Annotated in this window: 22 protein-coding genes; 9 read left to right on the forward strand and 13 right to left on the reverse strand. The window is 69.8% G+C overall.

Translation table 11 applies throughout. The annotated features are described in order from the left end of the window. The first annotated feature begins 17 nt into the window (after positions 1-17). The 4 genes from sdhA to MME74_RS12060 all read left to right on the forward strand — a co-directional run bounded on the left by sdhA (position 18) and on the right by MME74_RS12060 (position 4,791). A complete protein-coding gene (sdhA, locus tag MME74_RS12045; RefSeq protein ID WP_267415263.1) occupies positions 18-1,844 on the forward strand; it encodes a succinate dehydrogenase flavoprotein subunit in 1,827 nt (608 codons plus the stop codon). A 2-nt stretch (positions 1,845-1,846) separates the two neighbouring features. After that, entirely contained in the window at positions 1,847-2,614 is a 768-nt protein-coding gene (locus tag MME74_RS12050; RefSeq protein ID WP_267415265.1) for a succinate dehydrogenase iron-sulfur subunit, read from the forward strand. 112 nt (positions 2,615-2,726) lie between these two features. Then, positions 2,727-3,941, forward strand: coding sequence for a YihY/virulence factor BrkB family protein (locus MME74_RS12055; RefSeq protein WP_267415266.1), 1,215 nt, complete (start codon positions 2,727-2,729; stop codon positions 3,939-3,941). Between the two features lie 10 nt (positions 3,942-3,951). Continuing rightward, on the forward strand, positions 3,952-4,791 hold the full coding sequence (locus MME74_RS12060; protein ID WP_267415267.1) for an exodeoxyribonuclease III: 840 nt from the start codon (positions 3,952-3,954) through the stop codon (positions 4,789-4,791). On the opposite strand, the gene MME74_RS12065 is transcribed toward MME74_RS12060, so the two are convergent. From MME74_RS12065 to MME74_RS12075, 3 genes are read right to left on the reverse strand one after another with little or no spacing between them, the layout of a single operon-like run. Next, positions 4,785-5,423, reverse strand: a complete 639-nt coding sequence (locus MME74_RS12065; protein ID WP_267415268.1) for a DUF4166 domain-containing protein — start codon at positions 5,421-5,423, stop codon at positions 4,785-4,787. The two genes, MME74_RS12060 and MME74_RS12065, sit on opposite strands and share 7 nt — an antisense overlap. After that, positions 5,420-6,103 (reverse strand): DUF4166 domain-containing protein, encoded by a 684-nt coding sequence (locus tag MME74_RS12070; protein WP_267415269.1) that lies wholly within the window; start codon positions 6,101-6,103, stop codon positions 5,420-5,422. The genes MME74_RS12065 and MME74_RS12070 overlap by 4 nt, the downstream gene beginning before the upstream one ends. Then, positions 6,100-6,741: an SRPBCC family protein gene (locus MME74_RS12075; RefSeq protein ID WP_267415270.1), complete on the reverse strand. Its 642-nt coding sequence runs from the start codon at positions 6,739-6,741 to the stop codon at positions 6,100-6,102. Before MME74_RS12075 ends, MME74_RS12070 begins: the two co-directional genes overlap by 4 nt. A gap of 45 nt (positions 6,742-6,786) precedes the next feature. Here MME74_RS12075 and trpS point away from each other — a divergent pair, with 45 nt between their 5' ends. Continuing rightward, positions 6,787-7,791: a tryptophan--tRNA ligase gene (gene trpS, locus MME74_RS12080; RefSeq protein ID WP_267415271.1), complete on the forward strand. Its 1,005-nt coding sequence runs from the start codon at positions 6,787-6,789 to the stop codon at positions 7,789-7,791. A gap of 21 nt (positions 7,792-7,812) precedes the next feature. After that, the gene (locus MME74_RS12085) at positions 7,813-8,484 is read left to right on the forward strand and encodes a hypothetical protein (RefSeq protein ID WP_267415272.1); all 672 of its coding nucleotides are present in this window, start codon (positions 7,813-7,815) and stop codon (positions 8,482-8,484) included. A gap of 30 nt (positions 8,485-8,514) precedes the next feature. Here the strand turns inward: MME74_RS12085 and pth are convergent, their stop codons facing one another. Continuing rightward, complete coding sequence (pth, locus tag MME74_RS12090; protein ID WP_267415274.1) at positions 8,515-9,096, reverse strand: aminoacyl-tRNA hydrolase; 582 nt, start codon at positions 9,094-9,096, stop codon at positions 8,515-8,517. 99 nt (positions 9,097-9,195) lie between these two features. Next, positions 9,196-9,807, reverse strand: coding sequence for a 50S ribosomal protein L25/general stress protein Ctc (locus MME74_RS12095; protein WP_267415275.1), 612 nt, complete (start codon positions 9,805-9,807; stop codon positions 9,196-9,198). Positions 9,808-10,031: 224 nt separating this feature from the next. On the opposite strand from MME74_RS12095, the gene MME74_RS12100 reads away from it, so the two are divergent. Continuing rightward, a complete protein-coding gene (locus MME74_RS12100; protein WP_017828452.1) occupies positions 10,032-10,157 on the forward strand; it encodes a hypothetical protein in 126 nt (41 codons plus the stop codon). Positions 10,158-10,167: 10 nt separating this feature from the next. On the opposite strand, the gene MME74_RS12105 is transcribed toward MME74_RS12100, so the two are convergent. From MME74_RS12105 to MME74_RS12135, 7 genes are all read right to left on the reverse strand, one after another. Further along, positions 10,168-10,665, reverse strand: a complete 498-nt coding sequence (locus tag MME74_RS12105) for a gluconokinase (protein WP_267415276.1) — start codon at positions 10,663-10,665, stop codon at positions 10,168-10,170. After that, positions 10,662-11,702 carry an alcohol dehydrogenase catalytic domain-containing protein gene (locus MME74_RS12110; RefSeq protein ID WP_267415277.1) on the reverse strand — a complete coding sequence of 347 codons (1,041 nt, stop codon included), beginning with the start codon at positions 11,700-11,702 and terminating at the stop codon, positions 10,662-10,664. The genes MME74_RS12105 and MME74_RS12110 overlap by 4 nt, the downstream gene beginning before the upstream one ends. 13 nt (positions 11,703-11,715) lie before the next feature. Beyond that, positions 11,716-12,429, reverse strand: a complete 714-nt coding sequence (locus tag MME74_RS12115) for a fumarylacetoacetate hydrolase family protein (protein ID WP_267415278.1) — start codon at positions 12,427-12,429, stop codon at positions 11,716-11,718. A 17-nt stretch (positions 12,430-12,446) separates the two neighbouring features. Beyond that, a complete protein-coding gene (locus tag MME74_RS12120) occupies positions 12,447-13,232 on the reverse strand; it encodes an SDR family oxidoreductase (protein WP_267415279.1) in 786 nt (261 codons plus the stop codon). Next, positions 13,229-14,647: an MFS transporter gene (locus MME74_RS12125; RefSeq protein WP_267415280.1), complete on the reverse strand. Its 1,419-nt coding sequence runs from the start codon at positions 14,645-14,647 to the stop codon at positions 13,229-13,231. Before MME74_RS12125 ends, MME74_RS12120 begins: the two co-directional genes overlap by 4 nt. Before the next feature lie 132 nt (positions 14,648-14,779). Continuing rightward, complete coding sequence (locus tag MME74_RS12130; protein WP_267415281.1) at positions 14,780-15,568, reverse strand: IclR family transcriptional regulator; 789 nt, start codon at positions 15,566-15,568, stop codon at positions 14,780-14,782. 55 nt (positions 15,569-15,623) lie between these two features. Continuing rightward, the gene (locus MME74_RS12135; RefSeq protein ID WP_267415282.1) at positions 15,624-16,682 is read right to left on the reverse strand and encodes a D-2-hydroxyacid dehydrogenase; all 1,059 of its coding nucleotides are present in this window, start codon (positions 16,680-16,682) and stop codon (positions 15,624-15,626) included. A gap of 99 nt (positions 16,683-16,781) precedes the next feature. Between MME74_RS12135 and MME74_RS12140 the strand changes: the two genes are divergently transcribed. Both MME74_RS12140 and gndA read left to right on the forward strand, forming a co-directional pair. Then, entirely contained in the window at positions 16,782-17,672 is an 891-nt protein-coding gene (locus tag MME74_RS12140; RefSeq protein ID WP_267415283.1) for an NAD(P)-dependent oxidoreductase, read from the forward strand. A 56-nt stretch (positions 17,673-17,728) separates the two neighbouring features. Beyond that, a complete protein-coding gene (gndA, locus tag MME74_RS12145; protein WP_267415284.1) occupies positions 17,729-19,177 on the forward strand; it encodes an NADP-dependent phosphogluconate dehydrogenase in 1,449 nt (482 codons plus the stop codon). 51 nt (positions 19,178-19,228) lie between these two features. On the opposite strand, the gene MME74_RS12150 is transcribed toward gndA, so the two are convergent. Beyond that, complete coding sequence (locus MME74_RS12150) at positions 19,229-20,479, reverse strand: FAD-binding oxidoreductase (RefSeq protein WP_267415285.1); 1,251 nt, start codon at positions 20,477-20,479, stop codon at positions 19,229-19,231. Between the last annotated feature and the right edge of the window lie 28 nt (positions 20,480-20,507).

Here is a 20,507-nt window from a genome sequence, read left to right on the forward strand (position 1 = left end):
AAGAAGGCTAAGAAGAAGTGACTACCGAGACGCAGGATTCCGTCGTCCGTGACGGCGTGCACTACCACCAGTTCGACATCGTCATCGTGGGCGCCGGCGGCGCCGGCATGCGCGCCGCGATCGAGGCCGGTCCCGGCGCGAAGACCGCCGTGATCTCCAAGCTCTACCCCACCCGCTCGCACACCGGCGCGGCACAGGGCGGTATGGCCGCGGCCCTCGCGAACGTCGAAGAGGACTCCTGGGAGTGGCACACCTTCGACACCGTCAAGGGTGGCGACTACCTGGTCGACCAGGATGCGGCCGAGATCCTCGCGAAGGAGGCCATCGACGCGGTCATCGACCTCGAGAACATGGGCCTCCCCTTCAACCGCACGCCCGAGGGCAAGATCGACCAGCGTCGCTTCGGCGGGCACACGGCGGAGCACGGCAAGACCCCGGTCCGCCGCGCCTGCTACGCCGCCGACCGCACCGGCCACATGATCCTGCAGACGCTGTTCCAGAACTGCGTCAAGCTCGGCATCAACTTCTTCAACGAGTTCTACGTGCTCGACCTGCTCACGGTGAAGGATGCCGACGGCAAGACGCAGGTCTCGGGTGTGGTCGCATACGACCTCGCCACCGGCGAGCTGCACGTCTTCCAGGCCAAGGCCGTCATCTTCGCGACCGGCGGCTTCGGCAAGATCTTCAAGACGACCTCGAACGCGCACACCCTCACGGGCGACGGCGTCGGCATCGTCTGGCGCAAGGGCCTCCCCCTGGAGGACCTGGAGTTCTTCCAGTTCCATCCCACCGGCCTCGCCGGTCTCGGCATCCTCCTCACCGAGGGCGCACGAGGCGAGGGCGCGATCCTGCGCAACGCCTCGGGTGAGCGCTTCATGGAGCGCTACGCCCCGACCATCAAGGACCTCGCTCCGCGTGACATCGTCGCGCGCTGCATGGTGCAGGAGGTCCTCGACGGCCGCGGCGCCGGTCCCCACAAGGACTACGTCCTCCTGGACTGCACGCACCTCGGCGCGGAGGTCCTCGAGACCAAGCTCCCCGACATCACCGAGTTCGCCCGCACGTACCTGGGTGTCGACCCGGTCGTCGAGCCGGTCCCGGTCATGCCGACCGCGCACTACGCCATGGGCGGCATCCCCACCAACAACAACGGCGAGGTCCTCGCGGACAACGACACCATCGTCCCCGGCCTCTACGCGGCCGGCGAGTGCGCCTGCGTCTCGGTGCACGGCGCCAACCGCCTCGGCACCAACTCGCTGCTCGACATCAACGTGTTCGGCAAGCGCAGCGGCCGCAACGCCGTGGAGTACGTCAAGACCGCCGAGTTCGTCCCGCTGCCGGAGAACCCCGCGGCGTTCGTCTCCGACATGCTCGAGGGCCTGCGCAACAACCAGGGCACCGAGCGCATCGCCGTCCTGCGCAAGACGCTCCAGGACGAGATGGACAAGGGCGCGCAGGTCTTCCGCACGCACGAGTCGCTCCAGCACGTGCTCGGCGTGATCGCCGAGCTGCGCGAGCGCTACAAGAACATCCACGTCGACGACAAGGGCCAGCGGTTCAACACCGACCTGCTCGAGGCCGTCGAGCTGGGCTTCCTGCTCGACATCGCCGAGGTCGTCGTCTACGCGGCGCAGAACCGCGAGGAGAGCCGCGGCGGCCACATGCGCGACGACTTCCCGAAGCGCAACGACGAGAAGTACATGAAGCACACCATGGCCTACCTGACCGGTGACGCCCACTCCTCCGACCCGGGCGATCACATCAAGCTCGACTGGAAGCCCGTCGTCTTCACGAAGAACGATCAGGGCGAGTTGAACTACCCGCCGATGGAGAGGAAGTACTGAGCATGTCCAACGCCATCGCAGAGGCACCTGCCGACACGACCGAAGAGACCGGCATCCAGTCGTTCATCGTCACGTTCAACATCCGTCGGTTCAACCCGGAGGTCGACTCCGAGCCGCACTGGGTCGACTACGACGTGGAGCTCTACTCCACCGACCGCGTGCTCGACGCCCTGCACAAGATCAAGTGGGAGGTCGACGGCTCGCTCACCTTCCGCCGCTCCTGCGCACACGGCATCTGCGGCTCGGACGCGATGCGCATCAACGGTCGCAACCGCCTCGCCTGCAAGACGCTGATCAAGGACCTCGACATCTCGAAGCCGATCTACGTCGAGGCCATCAAGGGTCTGCCGCTGGAGAAGGACCTCGTCGTCGACATGGAGCCGTTCTTCGCGTCGTACCGCGAGGTGCAGCCGTTCCTCGTCGCCAGCTCCGTGCCGGAGAAGGGCAAGGAGCGCGTCCAGACCATCGCCGACCGCGAGATCTTCGACGACACCACCAAGTGCATCCTCTGCGCCGCGTGCACCTCGTCGTGCCCCGTGTTCTGGACCGACGGCCAGTACTTCGGCCCGGCGGCGATCGTCAACGCGCACCGTTTCATCTTCGACTCGCGCGACGACAACGCGGCGGTCCGCCTCGACATCCTCAACGACAAGGAAGGCGTGTGGCGCTGCCGCACCACCTTCAACTGCTCCGAGGCCTGCCCCCGCGGCATCGAGGTCACCAAGGCCATCGCCGAGGTCAAGCAGGCGGTCCTGCGCGGACGTCCCTGACCCGCCGCACCAGGCGGTCATGCGAGAGCAGGCGGTTCCCTTCGGGGGACCGCCTGCTCTCGCGTCATGGGGCCTGCGCTCCTGCTCTCCCGCGCTTGGATAGGGTGGGGACGTGTCTGAACCCGATGGCTCCGCGACCGAGTCCGGTCGTCTCGATGCGGCCGTCGAACGCGCGACCGCACTGACGCAACGGACCCTGGGCCTGTTCCCCGTCCGTGTCTGGCGCCACTTCCTGCAGCACAACGGCTTCCTGCTGGCCGCAGGCGTGAGCTACCAGGCCCTCTTCGCGATCTTCGCCGCGATCTACCTCGCCTTCGCGATCGCCGGGCTCTGGCTCGGCGGCAGCGAGGAAGCGGTCGACGGCCTGATCGACATGATCAACAACTACATCCCGAACCTGATCCTCCCGCAGGGCGAGGGCGGCGTGGTCACGCCCGAACAGGTGAAGGACATCGCCGCGAACACCACCGGCGTCCTGAGCATCACGGGTCTGATCGCCCTGGGCACCGTCATCTGGACGGCGATCGGGTGGGTCACGTTCTCGCGCCGCGCGACCAGGGACATCTTCGGTCTCCCGCCGGACCGCCGCAGCTACGTGATCCTGAAGGCCCGCGACCTGCTCGCGGCCGTGATCTTCGGTGCCGCGCTCGTCGCCGGCTCGCTCCTCAGCTCCGCCAGCGCGGCGGTGCTGAGCTGGCTCCTCAGCCTGCTCGGCTGGGACTCCGGCTCCGACGGCGTCAACATCAGCATCCGCATCGGCACCGTCCTGGTGTCGTTCGCCCTGATGTCGGCGGCTCTCGCGGCGATGGTCCGCTTCCTCACCGGGACGTCGCTGCGCTGGCGCACGATCTGGCCCGGAGCCCTCCTCGGCGGCGGCGCGATGACGATCCTGCAGTACGGAGCGGGTTTCCTGCTGAGCTACACGCCCTCCAATCCCCTGCTCGCCACCTTCGCCATCTTCATCGGTCTCCTGCTGTGGTTCCGCGTCAACGGCGTGGTGATGCTCGTCGCCTCCTCCTGGATCGCCGTGTCCGCGCAGGATCGCGACCTCCCCCTCCTCCCCCAGACGGAGGCGGAGCGTCGGCAGGCCGAGTACCAGGCGCTGCTGACGGCGGCGAGGATCCGCGTGCGCCGGGCCCACGCCGCCCGCGCGGCCGCCCCGTGGTACCGCGCCTGGTCCGCGGAGAGGGCCGTGCGCGCCGCGGAGGACGAGCTCCACGACCTCGAGGCCTCCCCTCCCCCTCCCGCACCGTCGAACACCCCCCTGGCGCAGCGCCTCCTGTCGGAGCTGAACCGCTCGGGAAAGGATGTCGGCGGCGCTCGTTAGGCTTGTCGGTATGCCTCATCTGCGTATCGCCACGGTCAATGTCAACGGAATCCGAGCGGCGGCTCGCAACGGGATGAGCTCCTGGCTGGATGCCGCCGATGTCGACATCCTCACGCTCCAGGAGGTCCGCGGGCAGGACGAGCACCTGGAAGCCGCGCTGCCGGGCTGGTCCATCGTCCATGACGAGGCCACCGCCAAGGGCCGCGCCGGGGTCGCGATCGCCAGCCGCACGCCCGCCCTCGCCACGCGCACCGCATTCGGGCCCGAGGACTTCGACTCCAAGGGACGCTGGATCGAGGCGGACTTCCTGATCGGCGACCGCCCGCTCACCGTCGTCAGCGCCTACGTCCACTCCGGTGAGGCCGACACCCCGAAACAGGACGAGAAGTGGAAGTTCCTCGACGCGTTCGGCACGCGGCTCGGAGAACTCGGCGCCGACGGCGCCCTCGCCCTCGTGACCGGCGACCTGAACGTCGGGCACCGCGAGCTCGACATCAAGAACTGGCGCGGCAACCGCAAGAAGGCCGGGTTCCTTCCTCGCGAGCGCGCGTACTTCGATCGGTTCCTCGGCGAGGCCGGCTCGGAGGTCTCCGGTGTCGACGGCACCGTGGGCACCGGCCTCGGCTGGATCGACGTGGGGCGGAAGTTCCACGGCGAGGTCGACGGACCGTACACCTGGTGGTCGATGCGCGGGCAGGCGTTCGACAACGACTCCGGGTGGCGCATCGACTACCACCTGGCGACGCCTGCACTCGCCGAGCGTGTGGAGACCTACCACGTCGCGCGCGCTGCGGCCTATGACCAGCGCTGGAGCGACCACGCGCCCGTCGTCGTCGACTACCGCTACTGAGCGGCGCCGGGGGTGGCATCCGCGTAGCGGTACCATCCCCGGTACTCCAGGACGGTCCCGAGCACGGGACTCGTCGCGCGCATCTCGATGGTGCGTCGGTCGTGAGTGCCGTCCCAGCCGTCGACGAGATCGACGTCGATGCGGAGAATCCCGCGCAGCGCGATCCTGCATCGGCCGAGACGCAGCGCGACGGCCCGAGTGCGCATACGCAGTGCACCGTCATCGGTCACCGAGCACTCCTCGAGCATCTCGACCCGACCCCTCGACCCCAGCGCATTCTGGACGAGGCCGGGATGTCCCGTCGCGAAGAGCCGGTCGACGACGTGCTGTGTCGTGTCGGCGAAACGGAACTCCCGGACCGTGTCGAGCGTCGGCCGTCCCGAGGGCGATCGACCGGACACGGTATCGATCCGGAAGGGTACGTCGCGGCCGAACCGCGTGACGAGCAGCCGCGGCCCGACGAGGGGCGACGCGAGGGCGGCGAGGCGCCCGAACCGGCTGCCGGCGACCGCGAAGACCCCCTCGGCTCCGTCGTTCCTCGCCTCGACGCGCATCTGCGCCAGGAGCTCGGGATGAAGCCTCTCCGCCTCCTCCCCCAGCGCTTCGAGAAAGGCGGCTCCGCTCGCGGTCACTCGCGGATCTCCTCGCGGTACGGCTTGACGGTCTCCGGAGCCGGTCCGCCGACGAACTCGCAGGTGAAGGCACCGCGGTAGCCGAAAAGGAACCCGAAGACATCGTTGTGGATCTCGAGGTCGATCAGATACCGTTCCTGCTCGTCGTCGTAGCGCTCGATGAGCCGAGCGCGCCCGCTGAAGAGCATCGGGAAGCGGAAGGCGATGGGCCCCTCGTAGAAGCGCTGTGCGCCCGAGGTGAGCAGGAGCCCGCCGTCGTTGGTGACGGCCAGATCGAGGTCGACGGCCAGGTGCTGGTGCGTACCCAGGTAGTCGACCACCCGTCGACGCGCGTCGCTGTAGATCATGGTCGCGTCGAATCGGCGGCGGCGGCCGGGGCGCACGTCCATCGTCCGCACGAAGGTCACGGTCTCGCGACCGAAGTCGTCGACGTAGGCCAAGTTGTCGATCCGGAACGGCACGTCCCGCCCCCGCTCGGGGAACAGGATGTTGCGGAACGTGCCGATCAGCAGGAAAGGCAGGGTCCACCACGGGCCTCGCCGGACCTCGGACATCACCCCGCGTCCGATGCAGCCGTATCCGGCGTCCACGCCGACCCCGAAGCGGCGCTGCAGCTGCGGATGGAGGCGCGCGAAGTCGTCTCCCAGTGCGCGCTCGAAGATCCCGGTCCCGGTCGTCATGCGATCTCCTCGAGGGATACCGGTGCGTCCTCCATGATGGTCCGCCCGGTGCGCCGGGGGCGCGAGAGGCAGTTGCGTGCGCGTGGTCGGTACCCGCGCCGGAGCGACCGCCAGCCGCTGGTCTCCTCCGGAGGTATGCCCAGCTCGGCCCACAACCGGAGACGATCGAAGCTGCGGGCGGTGAGCCACCAGACGAACCGTCGGGTCACCAGCGGATCGAGAACGCGTCCCAACCATCCCCATCCCGGTGCGTAGTCGTAGCCGGTGAGGAATCGCACGCCCTTCTCCGTCGGCACGTAGCGCCAATAGCCGCGCCCGGTTCCGAGCGGCGAGAGCACGTCGTCGGTGTCGAAGAGCAGCGCGGAGGTGCGCTCTCCCGAGGGGCTCTCCTTCGTGGCGAGCGATACACCGGTCCCGCGGATCGTGTGCACCACGAGATCGAGCTCGTAGCGGAAGTCCTGCGCACCGTCTGCTCGGGTGCGCTGTGGCACGATGTCGCTGAAACGCGCGTCCCAGCGCACGTGCGAGGCCGGATCCTGCGTCAGCCGCCACACCTCGTCCAGGGGCGCGACGATGAGGATCTCGACATAGAGGGCCCGATCCCCTCGCGACCGTGAACGCGGGGACACGGAGGCCATGCGCCCATCGTAGGGGCACGGCACGCACCCCATAGGATTGATCCCGTGACGAAACCTCGCCTTTACTCCGGAATGCAGCCCTCCGCCGACTCCCTCCAGATCGGCAACTACATCGGTGCGCTGCTCCAGTGGCGGGACCTGCAGAGCTCCTACGACGCGTTCTTCTCCGTCGTCGATCTGCACGCGATCACGGTCGCCCAGGACCCGGCCGAGCTCCGCGAGAAGACGCGTCGCACGGCCGCGCAGTACATCGCCGCCGGGATCGAGCCGTCGCTGTCGACCCTGTACGTGCAGTCGCACGTGCGCGCGCACGCCGAGCTGGCCTGGATCCTCAGCACCATCACCGGCTTCGGCGAGGCCGGCCGGATGACGCAGTTCAAGGACAAGTCCTCCCGCTACGGCGCAGACTCGACGAGCGTCGGCCTGTTCACGTATCCGGTGCTCATGGCCGCCGACATCCTGCTCTACCAGACCGACGTGGTGCCGGTGGGCGACGACCAGAAGCAGCACGTCGAGCTCACACGTGACCTCGCGGAGCGCTTCAACTCGCGGTTCGGCGAGACCTTCACCGTGCCGATGCCGGTCATCCAGAAGGAGACCGCGCGCATCTACGACCTGCAGAACCCGACCGCGAAGATGTCGAAGTCGGCCGAGAGCGACGCCGGGGTGCTCTGGATGCTCGACGACCCCGCGAAGTCGGCGAAGAAGGTCATGCGCGCGGTGACCGACAACGAGGGCTCGGTGCGCTTCGACCGCGAGAACAAGCCCGGTGTCTCGAACCTGCTCACGATCTACGCGGCCCTCACCGGGCGCCAGGTCGCCGCGATCGAGAACGAGTACGCGGGACGCGGCTACGGCGACTTCAAGAAGGGCCTCGCCGAGGTCGTCGTGAACGAGTTCGAGCCGGTCCGTGCGCGTGCGCTCGAACTGCTCGACGACCCGGCCGAGCTCGACCGCATCCTCGCCGAGAACGCCGGCCGGGCGGACGCCGTCGCCGACGCCACGCTGTCGGACGTGTACGACCGCGTGGGGCTGCTCCGCCGCGTCTGAGCCTCGCCCTAGGATGGGGGCGTGACCGATCCGCAGCTGCCGCCCCCGTCCCCGGAGTTCCCCGCACCGTCGAACTCCCCTGCTGCTCCCGGCGGCCAGTCGCTCCCGAACGTTCCGACATATCCGGCTCCCCCGGTCGCCCCGGCTCCCCCGCTCGCACCGGCACCGCCCGCAGGCTACCCGGCACCGCCCGCCCAGACCGTGCCCTCCGCCCCGGCAGGGTACCCGGCAGCGCCTCCCGGGGCCTACCAGGTCCCCGTCGGCGGCTACGCGGCCCCCGCGGGCACCTACGCGGTCCCGGAGACCGCTCCGCCCCGCTCGAAGCTTCTGGGAATGCTGTCCCTGATCCTGGCGGCCGTCGCCGCGGTCGTGACCCCGATCATCGCCGGGATCAGCGCGTTCGAGATCGGTCGTGTCCTGCCGACGGGCGTCACGACGACCACCGGAGACCTCAGCATCCTCTCCCCCGTCCGCGATCAGGTGCTGTGGGCGGAGCTGTCGTTCTGGATCGGCACGATCCTCGGCATCGCCGCGATCGTGATCGGCATCATCGCGATCCGCAAGAAGCAGGGCCGCGGGGCCGGCATCGCCGCACTCGTCGTGGCCGTGCTCGCCGTCGTGATCTTCTTCGTCGTGCTGGTCATCGCCCTCGGCGCCGGCAGCGCGGCCGGCTTCGCGTCGTACACGGCCTGACGCCGTCCACCGACCAGCCCAGGCACCGCCTCAGCGCGGTGCGTGGTGCTTCTGCTGTGCCGCGAGCAGCCCTTCTCCCACGAGCAGCTCGACGGCGTCGGCCGCGTCCGAGATGAGGATGGGCAGGTTCGGCCGCTCGTCCTTCCCGAAGGGCGCGAGCACCCAGTCGGCGGGATCCTGTCGACCGACGGGTCGCCCGATGCCCACCCGCACGCGCGGGAAGTCGGGCGTACCGAGCGCCCGAGCGACGTCGCGGACACCGTTGTGCCCGCCGTGGCCGCCTCCGGTCTTGAGCTTCACCGTGTCGAAGGGGATGTCGAGCTCGTCGTGCACGACGATGACCTGCTCGGGAGGAACCGAGTAGAACCGGGCGAGCGCGGCCACCGGCGTCCCCGAGACGTTCATGAAGGTGTTCGGCTTCGCCAGCACGATCTTGTCCGCACCGGGACGCAGCCAGGTCTCGACGACGCGCGCGCCGCCCTTGTGCTCACGGAACGCCTCACCTCGGCGAGACGCGATCTCGTCGACCACCATCTGACCGATGTTGTGCCGGGTCGTCTCGTATCGCGGGCCGGGGTTGCCGAGTCCCACCACGAGCCAGGTCGATGCCATGTCCTCGTCCTCTCACTGCGCGGGGCAGGACCCCGGGTCAGGATACGACAGAGGGGACGCGATCGGATCGCGTCCCCTCTGTGATGAATCAGTCGGAGATCACTCCGCGGCGGCCTCTTCGGCTGCCTCGGTGGCCTCGGCGGTCTCGCCCTCGGCGTCGTCCTCGGTGGGCGCGGCCGGCACGGAGATCGCGACGACGAGCACCTCGGGGTCGGAGAGCAGCGTGGAGCCCTTGGGGAGCTTCACGTCGGCGCCGGTGATGTGCGCGCCCTCTTCCAGGCCCTCGACCGAGACCTCGATGTTCTGCGGGATGTGCGTGGCCTCGGCCTCGATCGACAGCGTGGTCGCGTCGAGGTTCACGATGGTGCCCGCAGCGGACTCGCCCGTGACGACGATCGGGACGTCGATGGCGACCTTCTCGCCCTTCTTCACGACGAGGAGGTCGATGTGCTCGATGATCTGGTGCACCGGGTCCTTCTGGACGTCCTTCACCAGGGCGAGCTGGGACTTGCCCTCGATGTCGAGCTCCAGCAGCGCGTTGGCGCGACGGATGATGAGCGAGACCTGGTGGCCCGGCAGTGCGACGTGCACCGGCTCGGTGCCGTGGCCGTAGATGACGGCGGGGATCTTGCCGGCGGCGCGGAGGCGGCGGGCGAAGCCCTTGCCGAAGCTGTCGCGCAGCTCGGCCTGGACCTTGGTGTCTTCAGACATGAGGTTCTCCTTCGGGGCACGCAGCGAAGGCGCCGCGCGGTGGTCTTGGAATTTTCGAACTCGCTGACGCAGGAGGAAAGCCACCGGGCTTGCTTCGCCGCGTCGATAACGGATGATCGCGCACGCGCAGAAGCATCCCTCGCCGAGGTACAGCCTCAATGGTACCGGATGACCCGATAGGCTGAGGACACCGGTCCTATTCCTGCAGAACACGGAGAACCCCCATGCTCGACGGCGCCTTCCTCTCGCACGCACTCCTCTGGCTGATCGGAGCCATGACCGTGTGCGCGGCCGTCACGTCGTTCATCGCCCTGTTCGCGATGGGACGCTCGGGCTACCGCAAGGACTGAGCGGCTCCGCTCACCGGGCCGACGCCTGCGCCGCATCGCGGATGAGGCGCAGCTCCTCGTCCAGAGCGAGCGACGCCGAGACGCGGACGCCGTTCTCGTCGTCCTGCAGCGACTCCAGGGTCTCCAGCTGCGAATCCAGCAGCGATGCGGGCATGAAGTGCTCTGCGCGCTGCGTCAGCCGCGCTTCCAGCGTGGCGCGGTCCACCACCAGCTCCACGAAGAACGCGTCGGGCGACTCTTCGCGGATCGCGTCCCGATAGCGACGACGCAGCGCGGAGCAGGCGATGACGATCCGTTCCTCGCCGTGGAGCGCCGCTCCGACCGTGCGGAGCCACGGCATCCGGTCGGCATCATCGAGCGGGATGCCGGCGGCCATCTTCTCGACGTTCGTCAGCGGATGCAGGTCGTCGCCGTCGACGAAGCGCGCCCCGATGCTCACCGCGAGCGCCGCGCCGACCGTGGACTTGCCGCAGCCGCTGGGACCCATCACGACGATGCGCACAGTCATATCTCCAGGCCGAAATCGATGAGCACCTTGCAGGAGCTCGCGGGATCGGCTGCCAGCGCGAAGGCATCGTGAGAATGCTCGACCGGCAGCACCTCGCTGATGATACCGCGGACGTCCAGGCTGCCGTCGGCGAGGGCGGCGATGACGTCGTCGAACTCGGCGCCGAAGCGGAACGAGCCGCGGAGTGTCAGTTCGCGGGTGATCGCCGTGGCCAGGGGCGCGGGAACATCTCCCCCGCGCTGCAGACCGAGCAGCACGACCGTTCCGCCGCGGATCGCCGCCGAGACCGCGGCCGCGAGTCCGGGGACGGTGCCGCTGGATTCGACCACGATGTCGGCATGGAGCTCGGCGATCTCCGCCTCGGCCCGGGCATCGATCGCCCGGATGCCGCGCGCCTCGGCGATCTCACGCGGACGCTGCTGCAGGTCGGTGACCGTCACGGACGCCGCCCCGCCGCGCTGGGCGACCGCGGCGACCAGCTGACCGATCGGGCCCGCGCCGATGACGACGACACGACGCCCGCGCACTTCGCCGGCTCGCTGCAGGGCATGCCAGGCCACGGCCGCGGGCTCGGCCAGCGCGGCGGTGCGGAGATCGAGACCCGCGGGCAGGGGGTGCAGCATGCGCGTGGGCATCGCGACACGTCGTGCGAACGCCCCCTGCGTGTGCGGCAGGTGCATCGCCGAGCCGAGGTAGGTCGAAGCCGGCGCGAGGTTCGGCTGATCGGACGGCCAGGGCGTGCGCCCGTCACCGTGCGGGGTCAGGGGGTGCACGGCCACCGGTGTGCCGACGACGGGGCCCGAACCGTCCGCCGCGGCGACGGCGACGACACCCGACACCTCGTGCCCCAGGACCATCGGCTCGCGCAGCACCGAGGCCCCGGCCGCGCCGTGCCGGAAGTAGTGCAGGTCGGACCCGCAGATTCCCCCGTAGGCGACCGCGACGACCGCCTCGTCGGAGTGGGGCGCGGGAGCGCCGATGTCCTCGATCCGCAGATCGTCGGCGGCGTGGGCCACCACGGCGAGGTTGTCCACCATGTCTCCTCCTCGGTCAGACGAGCGCCGTGACCAGCTCGACTCCGGCCACCCTGATCGTCACGCGCTGGCCGGCTCGCACCGGCGCCTGCGAATGGGGAGCACCGGTCATCACGACGTCGCCGGGCCCCAGAACGGACCACGCGGCGACGTAGGCGAGGCATTCGCGGATCGCCATCGGCAGCTCCCTGCTCCCGGTCCGGGCGACGAGGAGCCCGTCGACCTCGACGTCGAGGTCGACGTCGTCGATCCCCGCCTCGGTGTCGATCCACGGGCCGAGGGGCGTGTACCCCTCCCCCGACTTGGACTCGAAGTTGCGCGGATCGATGCGCGCGCGGTCGGGGCTGGAGAGATCGTTCACGGCCGTGATGCCGAGCACGTACTCATGAGCATTCCGCGCCGTCAATCCGTGTGTCGCCCGGCCGATCACGACGGCGATCTCCCCTTCGGCCACCGGCGCGCCCGCGTCGCGCCGCAGCGCGACCTCCGCGCCGCTTCCGATCACGGTCCTCGGGCTCTTGAGCCACGCCTGCACCGGCGAGATGTGGTCGGGACCGTTCTGGGCGATGCCGACGATGACGAGCGGATCGACCGGGGCGACGACGGTTCCCTCGACGGCGTCCCCCTCGTCATGCGGGGCGCGGCCCTCCGCGAACGCGAGGAACGGGTCGGAGATCGGGAGGAACCCGTCAGGCGTCTCGCGCACCCAGCGGGGGCCCTCCGGGGACATCACTCGACCGAGACGCATCAGACGACCGCCGTCATTCCGCCGTCGACGAAGAGCGTCTGGCCGTTGACGAAGTCGCTCGCACCGCCGGCGAGGAAGAGGACGGCGCCGACGAGGTCGCGGGTGTCTCCCCAGCGTCCGGCCGGCGTGCGCCCGCGGACCCATGCCGAGAACTCCTCGTCCTCGACGAGCGCCTGCGTGAGCGCGGTCGCGAAGTAGCCCGGAGCGATGGCGTTCGCCTGGATGCCGTGCGGGGCGAGGTCGGCGCACAGCCCCTTCGTGAACATCACGATCGCACCCTTGGTCGCCGCGTACGCGGCGATCGACGGACGGGCGAGCTGCGACTGCACGCTGCCGATCTGGATGATCTTTCCCGAGCCCCGGGCGATCATGCCGGCCGCGACGCGGCGCGACAGGTGGAACACGCTGGAGAGGTTGGTCTGCACGAGCGCATCCCAGTCCTCGTCCGCGAACTCCGCGATCGGCGCCCGCCGCTGGACGCCGGCGTTGTTCACGAGGATGTCGGGCGTGCCGACGAGCTGCTCGACCTCACGCATCCCCGTATCCACCGCCGCAGCGTCGGTGACATCGAAGACGACGCTGTGGACCACCGCTCCCGTCGCCTGCGCGATCTCGCGCGCTGCCGCCGCCGCTTTCACGGCGTCGCGCCCATGCACCACGACGGTCGCACCCGCTCCGGCGAGTCCTTCCGCGAGGGTCCGGCCGATGCCCTGGCTCGATCCGGTCACGAGCGCCGTGCGGTCGCTGAGGTCGAAGAGGGCGAGACCCGCGGGCAGGGCGCTCACCGTCCGACGGCCTTGATCGAGACGGTCGTGGCGAAGACGTCGTCCCCGCCCTCTCCCCGGGAGACCTTGATCGCGTCATCGACGCGGGTGAGATCGCGACGCAGCGTCTCGGGAGCGAGGAACGTCGATGCGGTCGTGATCAGTGCGAGCACGGCCATGTAGATCGCGAGGAGCACCCAGTTCCCGTCGCTCACCGCGATGAGGTACGCACCGAGCACACCGGCGAGACCACCGGCGAGCACGGCCGAGATCTCGCGGGCCATCGCCACCCCCAGGTAGCGGTGACGGTTGCCGAAGAGCTCGGGGAGCATGGCGCACTGCGGTCCGAGCATGCTGTTCACGGCCACGCCGATGCCGATCGCGATCACGCCGATGGCCACGGCGTAGTTGCCGAGCGACAGCAGCCACCACGCGGGGAACGTGTAGACGAGCATGAAGACCGCTCCGAACCGGTACACCGTGCGACGCCCGAAGCGGTCGGAGAGGTGTCCGGTGAACGGCACGGAGAAGACGCCGATCAGCGATCCGAGGGTGACGCCCCACGTGAGCAGGCTCTTGTCGGCACTGTCACCGACCACCGTGACGAAGAAGGCGAGGCCGAGGGTCTGGAACATGTAGGAGCCGCCGTTCTCGGCCATCCGCAGACCGATGCCGACGATGACGCCCGGGAGCCCGTGCGTGAAGATCTCCTTGATGGGGCGGTCCGCGATCTGCTCGTGCTTCTCGAGCTCGATGAAGGTCGGCGTCTCGCGCAACCGCATCCGGATGAACAGGGCGAGCAGGATCAGCGCGAACGAGGCGAGGAACGGCACGCGCCATCCCCAGCTGAGCAGCTGGTCCTCGGGGAGCAGCGTGATCAGCCCGAAGACGACCGCGGCGAGCAGGGTTCCGGCCTGGATGCCGACGAACGGCAGGGCCGAGAAGAAGCCTCGGCGCTTGACGGGCGCGTACTCGGCCATCAGCACCGTCGCGCCCGCCTGCTCGGCGCCCGCACCGAAGCCCTGCAGGAGGCGCATCAGCACCAGCAGGATGGGGGCCCAGAGCCCGATCGCCTCATAGGTGGGCAACAGGCCGATCGCGGTCGAGGCCCCGCCCATCAGGACGATCGTGGCGACCAGGACCCACTTGCGTCCGAGCTTGTCGCCCAGGACGCCGAAGAACAGGCCGCCGAACGGTCGCGCGAGGAAGCCGACGCCGAAGGTCGCGAACGCGGCGACCGTGGCCATGGCGGGGTCGTCCTGCGGGAAGAACAGGACGTTGAAGATCAACGCCGTCGAGAGCCCGTAGAGCGCGAAATCGAAGTACTCGAGCGCGCTGCCGATGCTGGACGCGAGCGTCGCCCGGCGCAGGTTCGCCGCGTACTCCGGGTCATCGGACACTGCTCGTGCTGAGGTGCGGGGGTCGGTCACTGCCATCTCCTTCGATCGGCTTCGCCTGCGGCGTGACCACGACTGTACCAGCCCGTTGGATTGCGTTCAACCCTTTGGACCGGGTGGGAGCGCACGAAGACCAGCCGCCTCCCGAGGGGCACGGCGGGTCGGAAGGAGTCAGCGACGCACGGCCGCGCTGAAGGGGTTCGTCAACGCCGCGGCGGCCGCGCGCAGAGCCTCGCCCACGCGCTCGATGCGTTCGTAGTCCGCCTCGGCGGCACGGATGGCGACGCCGAGTGCCAGCGGCGGATCGGTGGGCGCCCAGCCCTCGAGCGGCACGGCGACGCCGACGATGCCGCGGAACGACTCCTCCGCATCCAGCGCCCAGCCACGCCGACGAGCCGTGGCCAGCACCTCCAGCAGACCGCTCATGGTGGTCGCGCTCCGCTCCGTGAGCGCGGGGAAGACGGCATCCTCCCCCAGGAGCGCGACCACTTCGGCATCGCTCATCGCCGCGAGCAGCGCGCGCCCGGTGGCCGAGAGCGGAGCAGGGAGGCGTGAGCCCAGCGGGGTCCCCAGCCGCAGCGACCGCGACCCTTCGTGCCGGGCGAGGTACAGCGCGTCCGTGCCGTCGAGCATAGCGACCTGCACGAGCTCGGAAGCCAGCTGCGGCGAGGCCTCGCACACGCTGTAGAACTCGCGCACCTGGTTGAACTGCGCGGCGAACGCACCCCCGAGCTCGGCGGTGCGCACTCCCAGCCGATACCCCTGCGGCGTGCGGTCGACCATACCGCCGGCCTCGAGTGCGAGACACAGATTCGCTGTCGACGACTTCGCCAGCCCGAGCTCGCCGGCGAGTTCGGTCAGGGTCCGAGGGCCGCCGGCGTCGGCGAGGAGGCCCAGCAGGCGGATGCTTCGGGTGACGGCAGGCGCGGGATCGCGCCCCTCGCGGGTGTCGTCGTCCATGGCTGCGCCTTCCGCCGTCAGTGGGGCCGCAGGCGCGCGAGCACCTGCCTGTGGATCAGTAGAACTCGACCGTATCGACCACGGCGGTCAGCGGCTCTCCATCGAGCAGGCGCGCCGCGTTCTCGGCGAAGCGTCGGGCGATCCGCTCCTCTTCCTTCGAGCTGAGCGCGGCCGTGTGCGGGCTCACCAGCACGTTCGGATGCGTCCACAGCGGCGACGCATCGTCGAGCGGCTCCTGCTCGAACACATCGAGGGCCGCGAAGGCGATTCGACCGTCGTCGAGCGCCCCGAGCAGGGCGGCCTCGTCGATGACCGTGCCGCGACCGACGTTCGCGATGATCGCCCCCGGCTTGATCGCGTCGAGGATGTCCGCGCCGATCAGGTGGTGGGTCTGCTCCGTACCCGGCAGCGTCACGACGATCGCATCGACGTGGGCCACCGCCTCGCGCAGCTCATCGAGGTGCACGAGGCGATCGACGCCGGCGACCGGCTCCCCCGACCGTGTGGTGCCCCAGACTCGCGCACCGAGCGCGTGGAAGCGCCGTGCGCACTCCGAGCCGATGCCGCCGAGACCGACGACCAGCACGGTCATCTCGTCGAGCTGACGCATCTCCCAACGGTCCGGCCACGTGCGGGTGCTCTGATCGGCGAGGAGCCGCGGGAGGTTCTTCGCTCCTGCCATCACGCCGAAGACGGCGAACTCGGCCAGCGGCCCCCCGTGCACGCCCGCACTGGTGGTGAAGACGATCCGATCGAGGTCGGCGGGCTGCAGCTCCGCCGCCTTGATCGCGGCCCCGCCGCCTGCCGCCGTCGTCATGACCCAGCGTAGCCGCGGGTTCGCCGCCACCGTGCGGGCCAGCGCCGCAGCATCCACGTCGGGGATCCCGAAGAGGGCATCGGCGGAGTCGACCAGCTCGTCGAAGGCCTGCTGCTCGCTCGCGGTACGAGTGAAGGCGGGATCGCCGGACCAATCGGCCGGGCCGCGCATCGGCGGGAGGAGAGAGTGATCGCGGACCACCTCGACGCGAGGCTCGAGCTCTTCGATGAGCCGGCACAGGTCTTCGCGCAGCGGCACCGTCACGACGGCGCGCAGCTTCTTCTCGGTCCCCGTCATGCTGATCCCTTCCTCGGGAAGTCGTGGATCCCTCACTTTAGCTCAGATCCATCCAGTTGGACACTGTTCTATCCATTGGATTATTGCTACCGTGTGCGGATGGACATCTCCTCCGTCACCGTCGGGGCCGTCGGTCTCGGCGCCATGGGCCGCCCGATGGCCGACCACCTGCTCGCCGCCCACGGACGACTCGTCATCCATGCCCGCCGCCCGCAACCGGAGCTGCTGGCGGCCGGAGCCTCCTGGGCGGAGACGCCACGCGAGCTCGCCTCCAGAGTAGACGTGCTCCTGATGATGCTTCCCGACCTGCCCCCGTTCGAGGCGATGCTCGACGGCCCGGACGGACTTCTCGCGGATGCCGGCGAGCTGCTCATCCTGATCGGCTCGACCTCGTCGGCACCGGCCGTGCGGGAGCTCGCGGAGCGCATCGGCGCACAGACCGACGGACGGGTGCGGGTCGTCGACTGCCCCGTCTCGGGCGGGGAAGACGGCGCGATCGCCGGGACCCTCTCGATCATGCTCGGCGGCACCCCGGAGGATGCGGCCCTCGCTGCCGAGGTGCTCGCCCCGTGCGGCACTCCCGTCCTGCTCGGGCCGCTCGGCGCCGGCGAGGTCGCCAAGGCCTGCAACCAGCTCGTCGTCTCCGCCACGATCCTCGCGCTCGGAGAGGCCACGGTGCTCGCCGACCGCTCCGGTCTCGACCTCGACGCACTCTGGTCGCTGCTCTCCGGCGGATACGCCGGCTCCCGCCTGCTCGAGAGCCGTCGCGAGAAGCTCGTCACCGGCGACGACTCCCCCAGCGGCGTCGCGAAGTACATGGTGAAGGATCTCGGCTTCGCCGCCGACATCGCCGAGGCCACCGGTACCGCACCGGTGCTGCTGCCCACCCTGCGCGCGGCGTTCGACGAGCTGGTCGCCGCGGGCCTCGGAGACCGCGACATCGCGGTGTCGCGGCGCTTCATCGCCTCCCGTGACACAGGTGAGCACTGACCCCTCCTACAGCGATACGCTGAAACCAACCCTTCTTCACGATCGAGGAGCCTTCTGTGCCCGAAGCATCAGCGAACATCGGAGTCGTCGGACTCGCCGTCATGGGGTCGAACCTCGCCCGCAACCTCGCCAGCCGCGAGGGCAACACGGTGGCGATCTTCAACCGCAGCTACGAGAAGACCCAGACGCTCCTCGACGAGCACCCCGAGGCCGGCTTCGTTCCGGCCCACACGTACCAGGAGTTCGCCGACTCGCTGCAGAAGCCGCGCACCGCGATCATCATGGTCAAGGCCGGCGGCCCGACCGATGCCGTGATCGACGCGCTGGTCGAGGTCTTCGAGCCTGGCGACATCATCGTCGACGGCGGCAACGCCTACTTCCCCGACACGATCCGCCGCGAGAAGGCCGTCCGCGAGACGGGCATCAACTTCGTCGGCGCCGGCATCTCCGGCGGCGAGGAGGGCGCGCTGCTCGGCCCGTCGATCATGCCCGGCGGCTCGGACGAATCCTGGGTCACGCTCGGCCCGATCCTCAAGTCGATCGCGGCCGTCGCCGAGGGCGAGCCGTGTGTCACGCACGTCGGCCACGACGGCGCCGGACACTTCGTCAAGATGGTGCACAACGGCATCGAGTACGCCGACATGCAGCTCATCGCCGAGGCCTACGACCTCATCCGCCGCGGCACGGGCAAGTCCCCCGCCGAGATCGCCGAGATCTTCGCAGAGTGGAACCGCGGCGAGCTGGAGTCGTACCTGATCGAGATCACCGCCGAGGTGCTCCGCCAGGTCGACGCGGAGACCGGCAAGCCGCTCGTCGATGTGATCCTGGACCAGGCCGGCGCCAAGGGCACCGGCGCCTGGACCGTGCAGACCGCGCTGTCGCTCGGCGTCCCCGTCTCGGGCATCGCCGAGGCGACCTTCGCCCGCTCCCTCTCCTCGCATCCCGAGCAGCGCGCGGTCTCCCGCGACCTGCCGGGCCCGGAGGAGGAGTTCTCGGTCGAGGACACCGACGCGTTCATCGAGGACGTCCGCCTGGCGCTCTACGCCTCGAAGATCGTCGCCTACTCGCAGGGCTTCGACGAGATCCGCGCCGGCGCCGCAGAGTACGGCTGGAACATCGACCTCGGCGCGATCAGCAAGATCTGGCGCGGCGGCTGCATCATCCGCGCGCAGTTCCTGAACCGCATCGCCGACGCCTACGCCGAGACGCCGAACCTGCCGGTCCTGCTCACCGCCCCGTACTTCACCGAGGCGATCACGCGCGCCCAGGCAGCCTGGCGCCGAGTGGTCATCGCAGCCGCCGAAGCCGGTATCCCCGCCCCGGCGTTCTCCTCGTCGCTGTCGTACTACGACGGCATCCGCGCCGACCGCCTGCCGGCCGCGCTCGTGCAGGGTCAGCGCGACTTCTTCGGCGCGCACACCTACAAGCGCATCGATAAGGAAGGCACCTTCCACACGCTGTGGTCGGGCGACCGCACCGAGATCGAGGCGGAAGACACGCACTGACGTCTCACCGTCGAAGGGCCGGGCACCGCGAGGTGTCCGGCCCTTCGTGCGTCACACCGCGATGTTGTGATTGCGACGGAACAGGTTCTGCGGATCCCACACGGCCTTGGTCGCCCGCAGTCGGGTGAGTCCCGCGTCGGTGAACATGCCGGGCACCGCCTCGGGTCGCTCGGTGTCGGCGAAGTTGCCGTACTCCGCGAGGCGGCCGACCTCGATCGCCCGCCAGTCGGATCGGATCGCCGCACGGGTGTCGTCGTCGAGCATGCCGGGGATGTCGAAGGCGCCCGCGAGCACGAACCACGTCGCCGAGCGCGCGGGGAACGCGGTGTCCTCCTGCGCCACGTCGCCGACGGCCCCGCCCAGGGACCGCAGGAACACGACCGATGCCGGGTACGAGCGGCGGAAGGCCACCAGCCGCGCGATGAGGGCGTCGTCGAGCTCGGCGAACAGTCCGTTGCCACCGAGGAAGCCGGGAGGGGCGGCGGCCTCCTCCCCCTCCGGCTCCGGCATCTCCAGCAGCACCTCCCGGTACGCCGGTGTCGTCACCTCGGTCCGCACACCGTCCACTGCGGAGATCGGCTCCAGCACCGCACGCAGGCGGTCGGGCTCGGGCCCGGCCCACACCGCGCTCAGGCGCGCCCCCGCCGGCGCACTCGGGTCCATCGGCGGCACGTCCATGTAGGTGACGGTGAGCTCTCGCGGCGCATCGCGGAGTAGGTCCCGGGTGGCGCGCAGCACGGCGATCGCATCGCCGTCGACGGTGCTCTCGGCGAAGGCGATGCCGGACAGCGGGTGCGCGGCGAAGTCGAAGCGGGTGACGACGCCGAAGTTCCCTCCGCCGCCGCGCAGCGCCCAGAACAGCTCGGGATGCGCGGACGCCGAGACCTCGACGACCTCGGCTTCGGCGGTGACCACCTGCGCCCCGATCAGCTGATCGACCGCGAGACCCCACGCCCGCACCATCCAGCCGATGCCCCCGCCGAGGGTGAGACCGCCGACGCCCACCGATGCGGTGTCGCCGGAGCTGAGGGCGAGTCCGTGCGCGGCGAGTGTTGTGGCGACGTCGCCCCAGACCGCGCCGCCGCCGATGCGGACGGTGGTGCCGTCGACCTCGATGCCGGACAGCTCGCCGAGCTCGAGACGGACGCCCTCGGCCGGCGCGTGCGACCAGGGGCCGTGCCCACCCGCGACGACCGTCAAGGGCACGGCCTCGCGGGACGCCAGCCGTACGACCTCGGCGACCTCGTGGGCGGTGCGGGGACGATGGACGGAGGGAACGGGAGCAACATCGCTGTCGGCCATGCCGACACTGTAGCCAGCACGGCCGACA

The sequence above is a fragment of the Microbacterium oxydans genome, from assembly GCF_026559675.1.
Lineage (GTDB): Bacteria > Actinomycetota > Actinomycetes > Actinomycetales > Microbacteriaceae > Microbacterium > Microbacterium oxydans_D.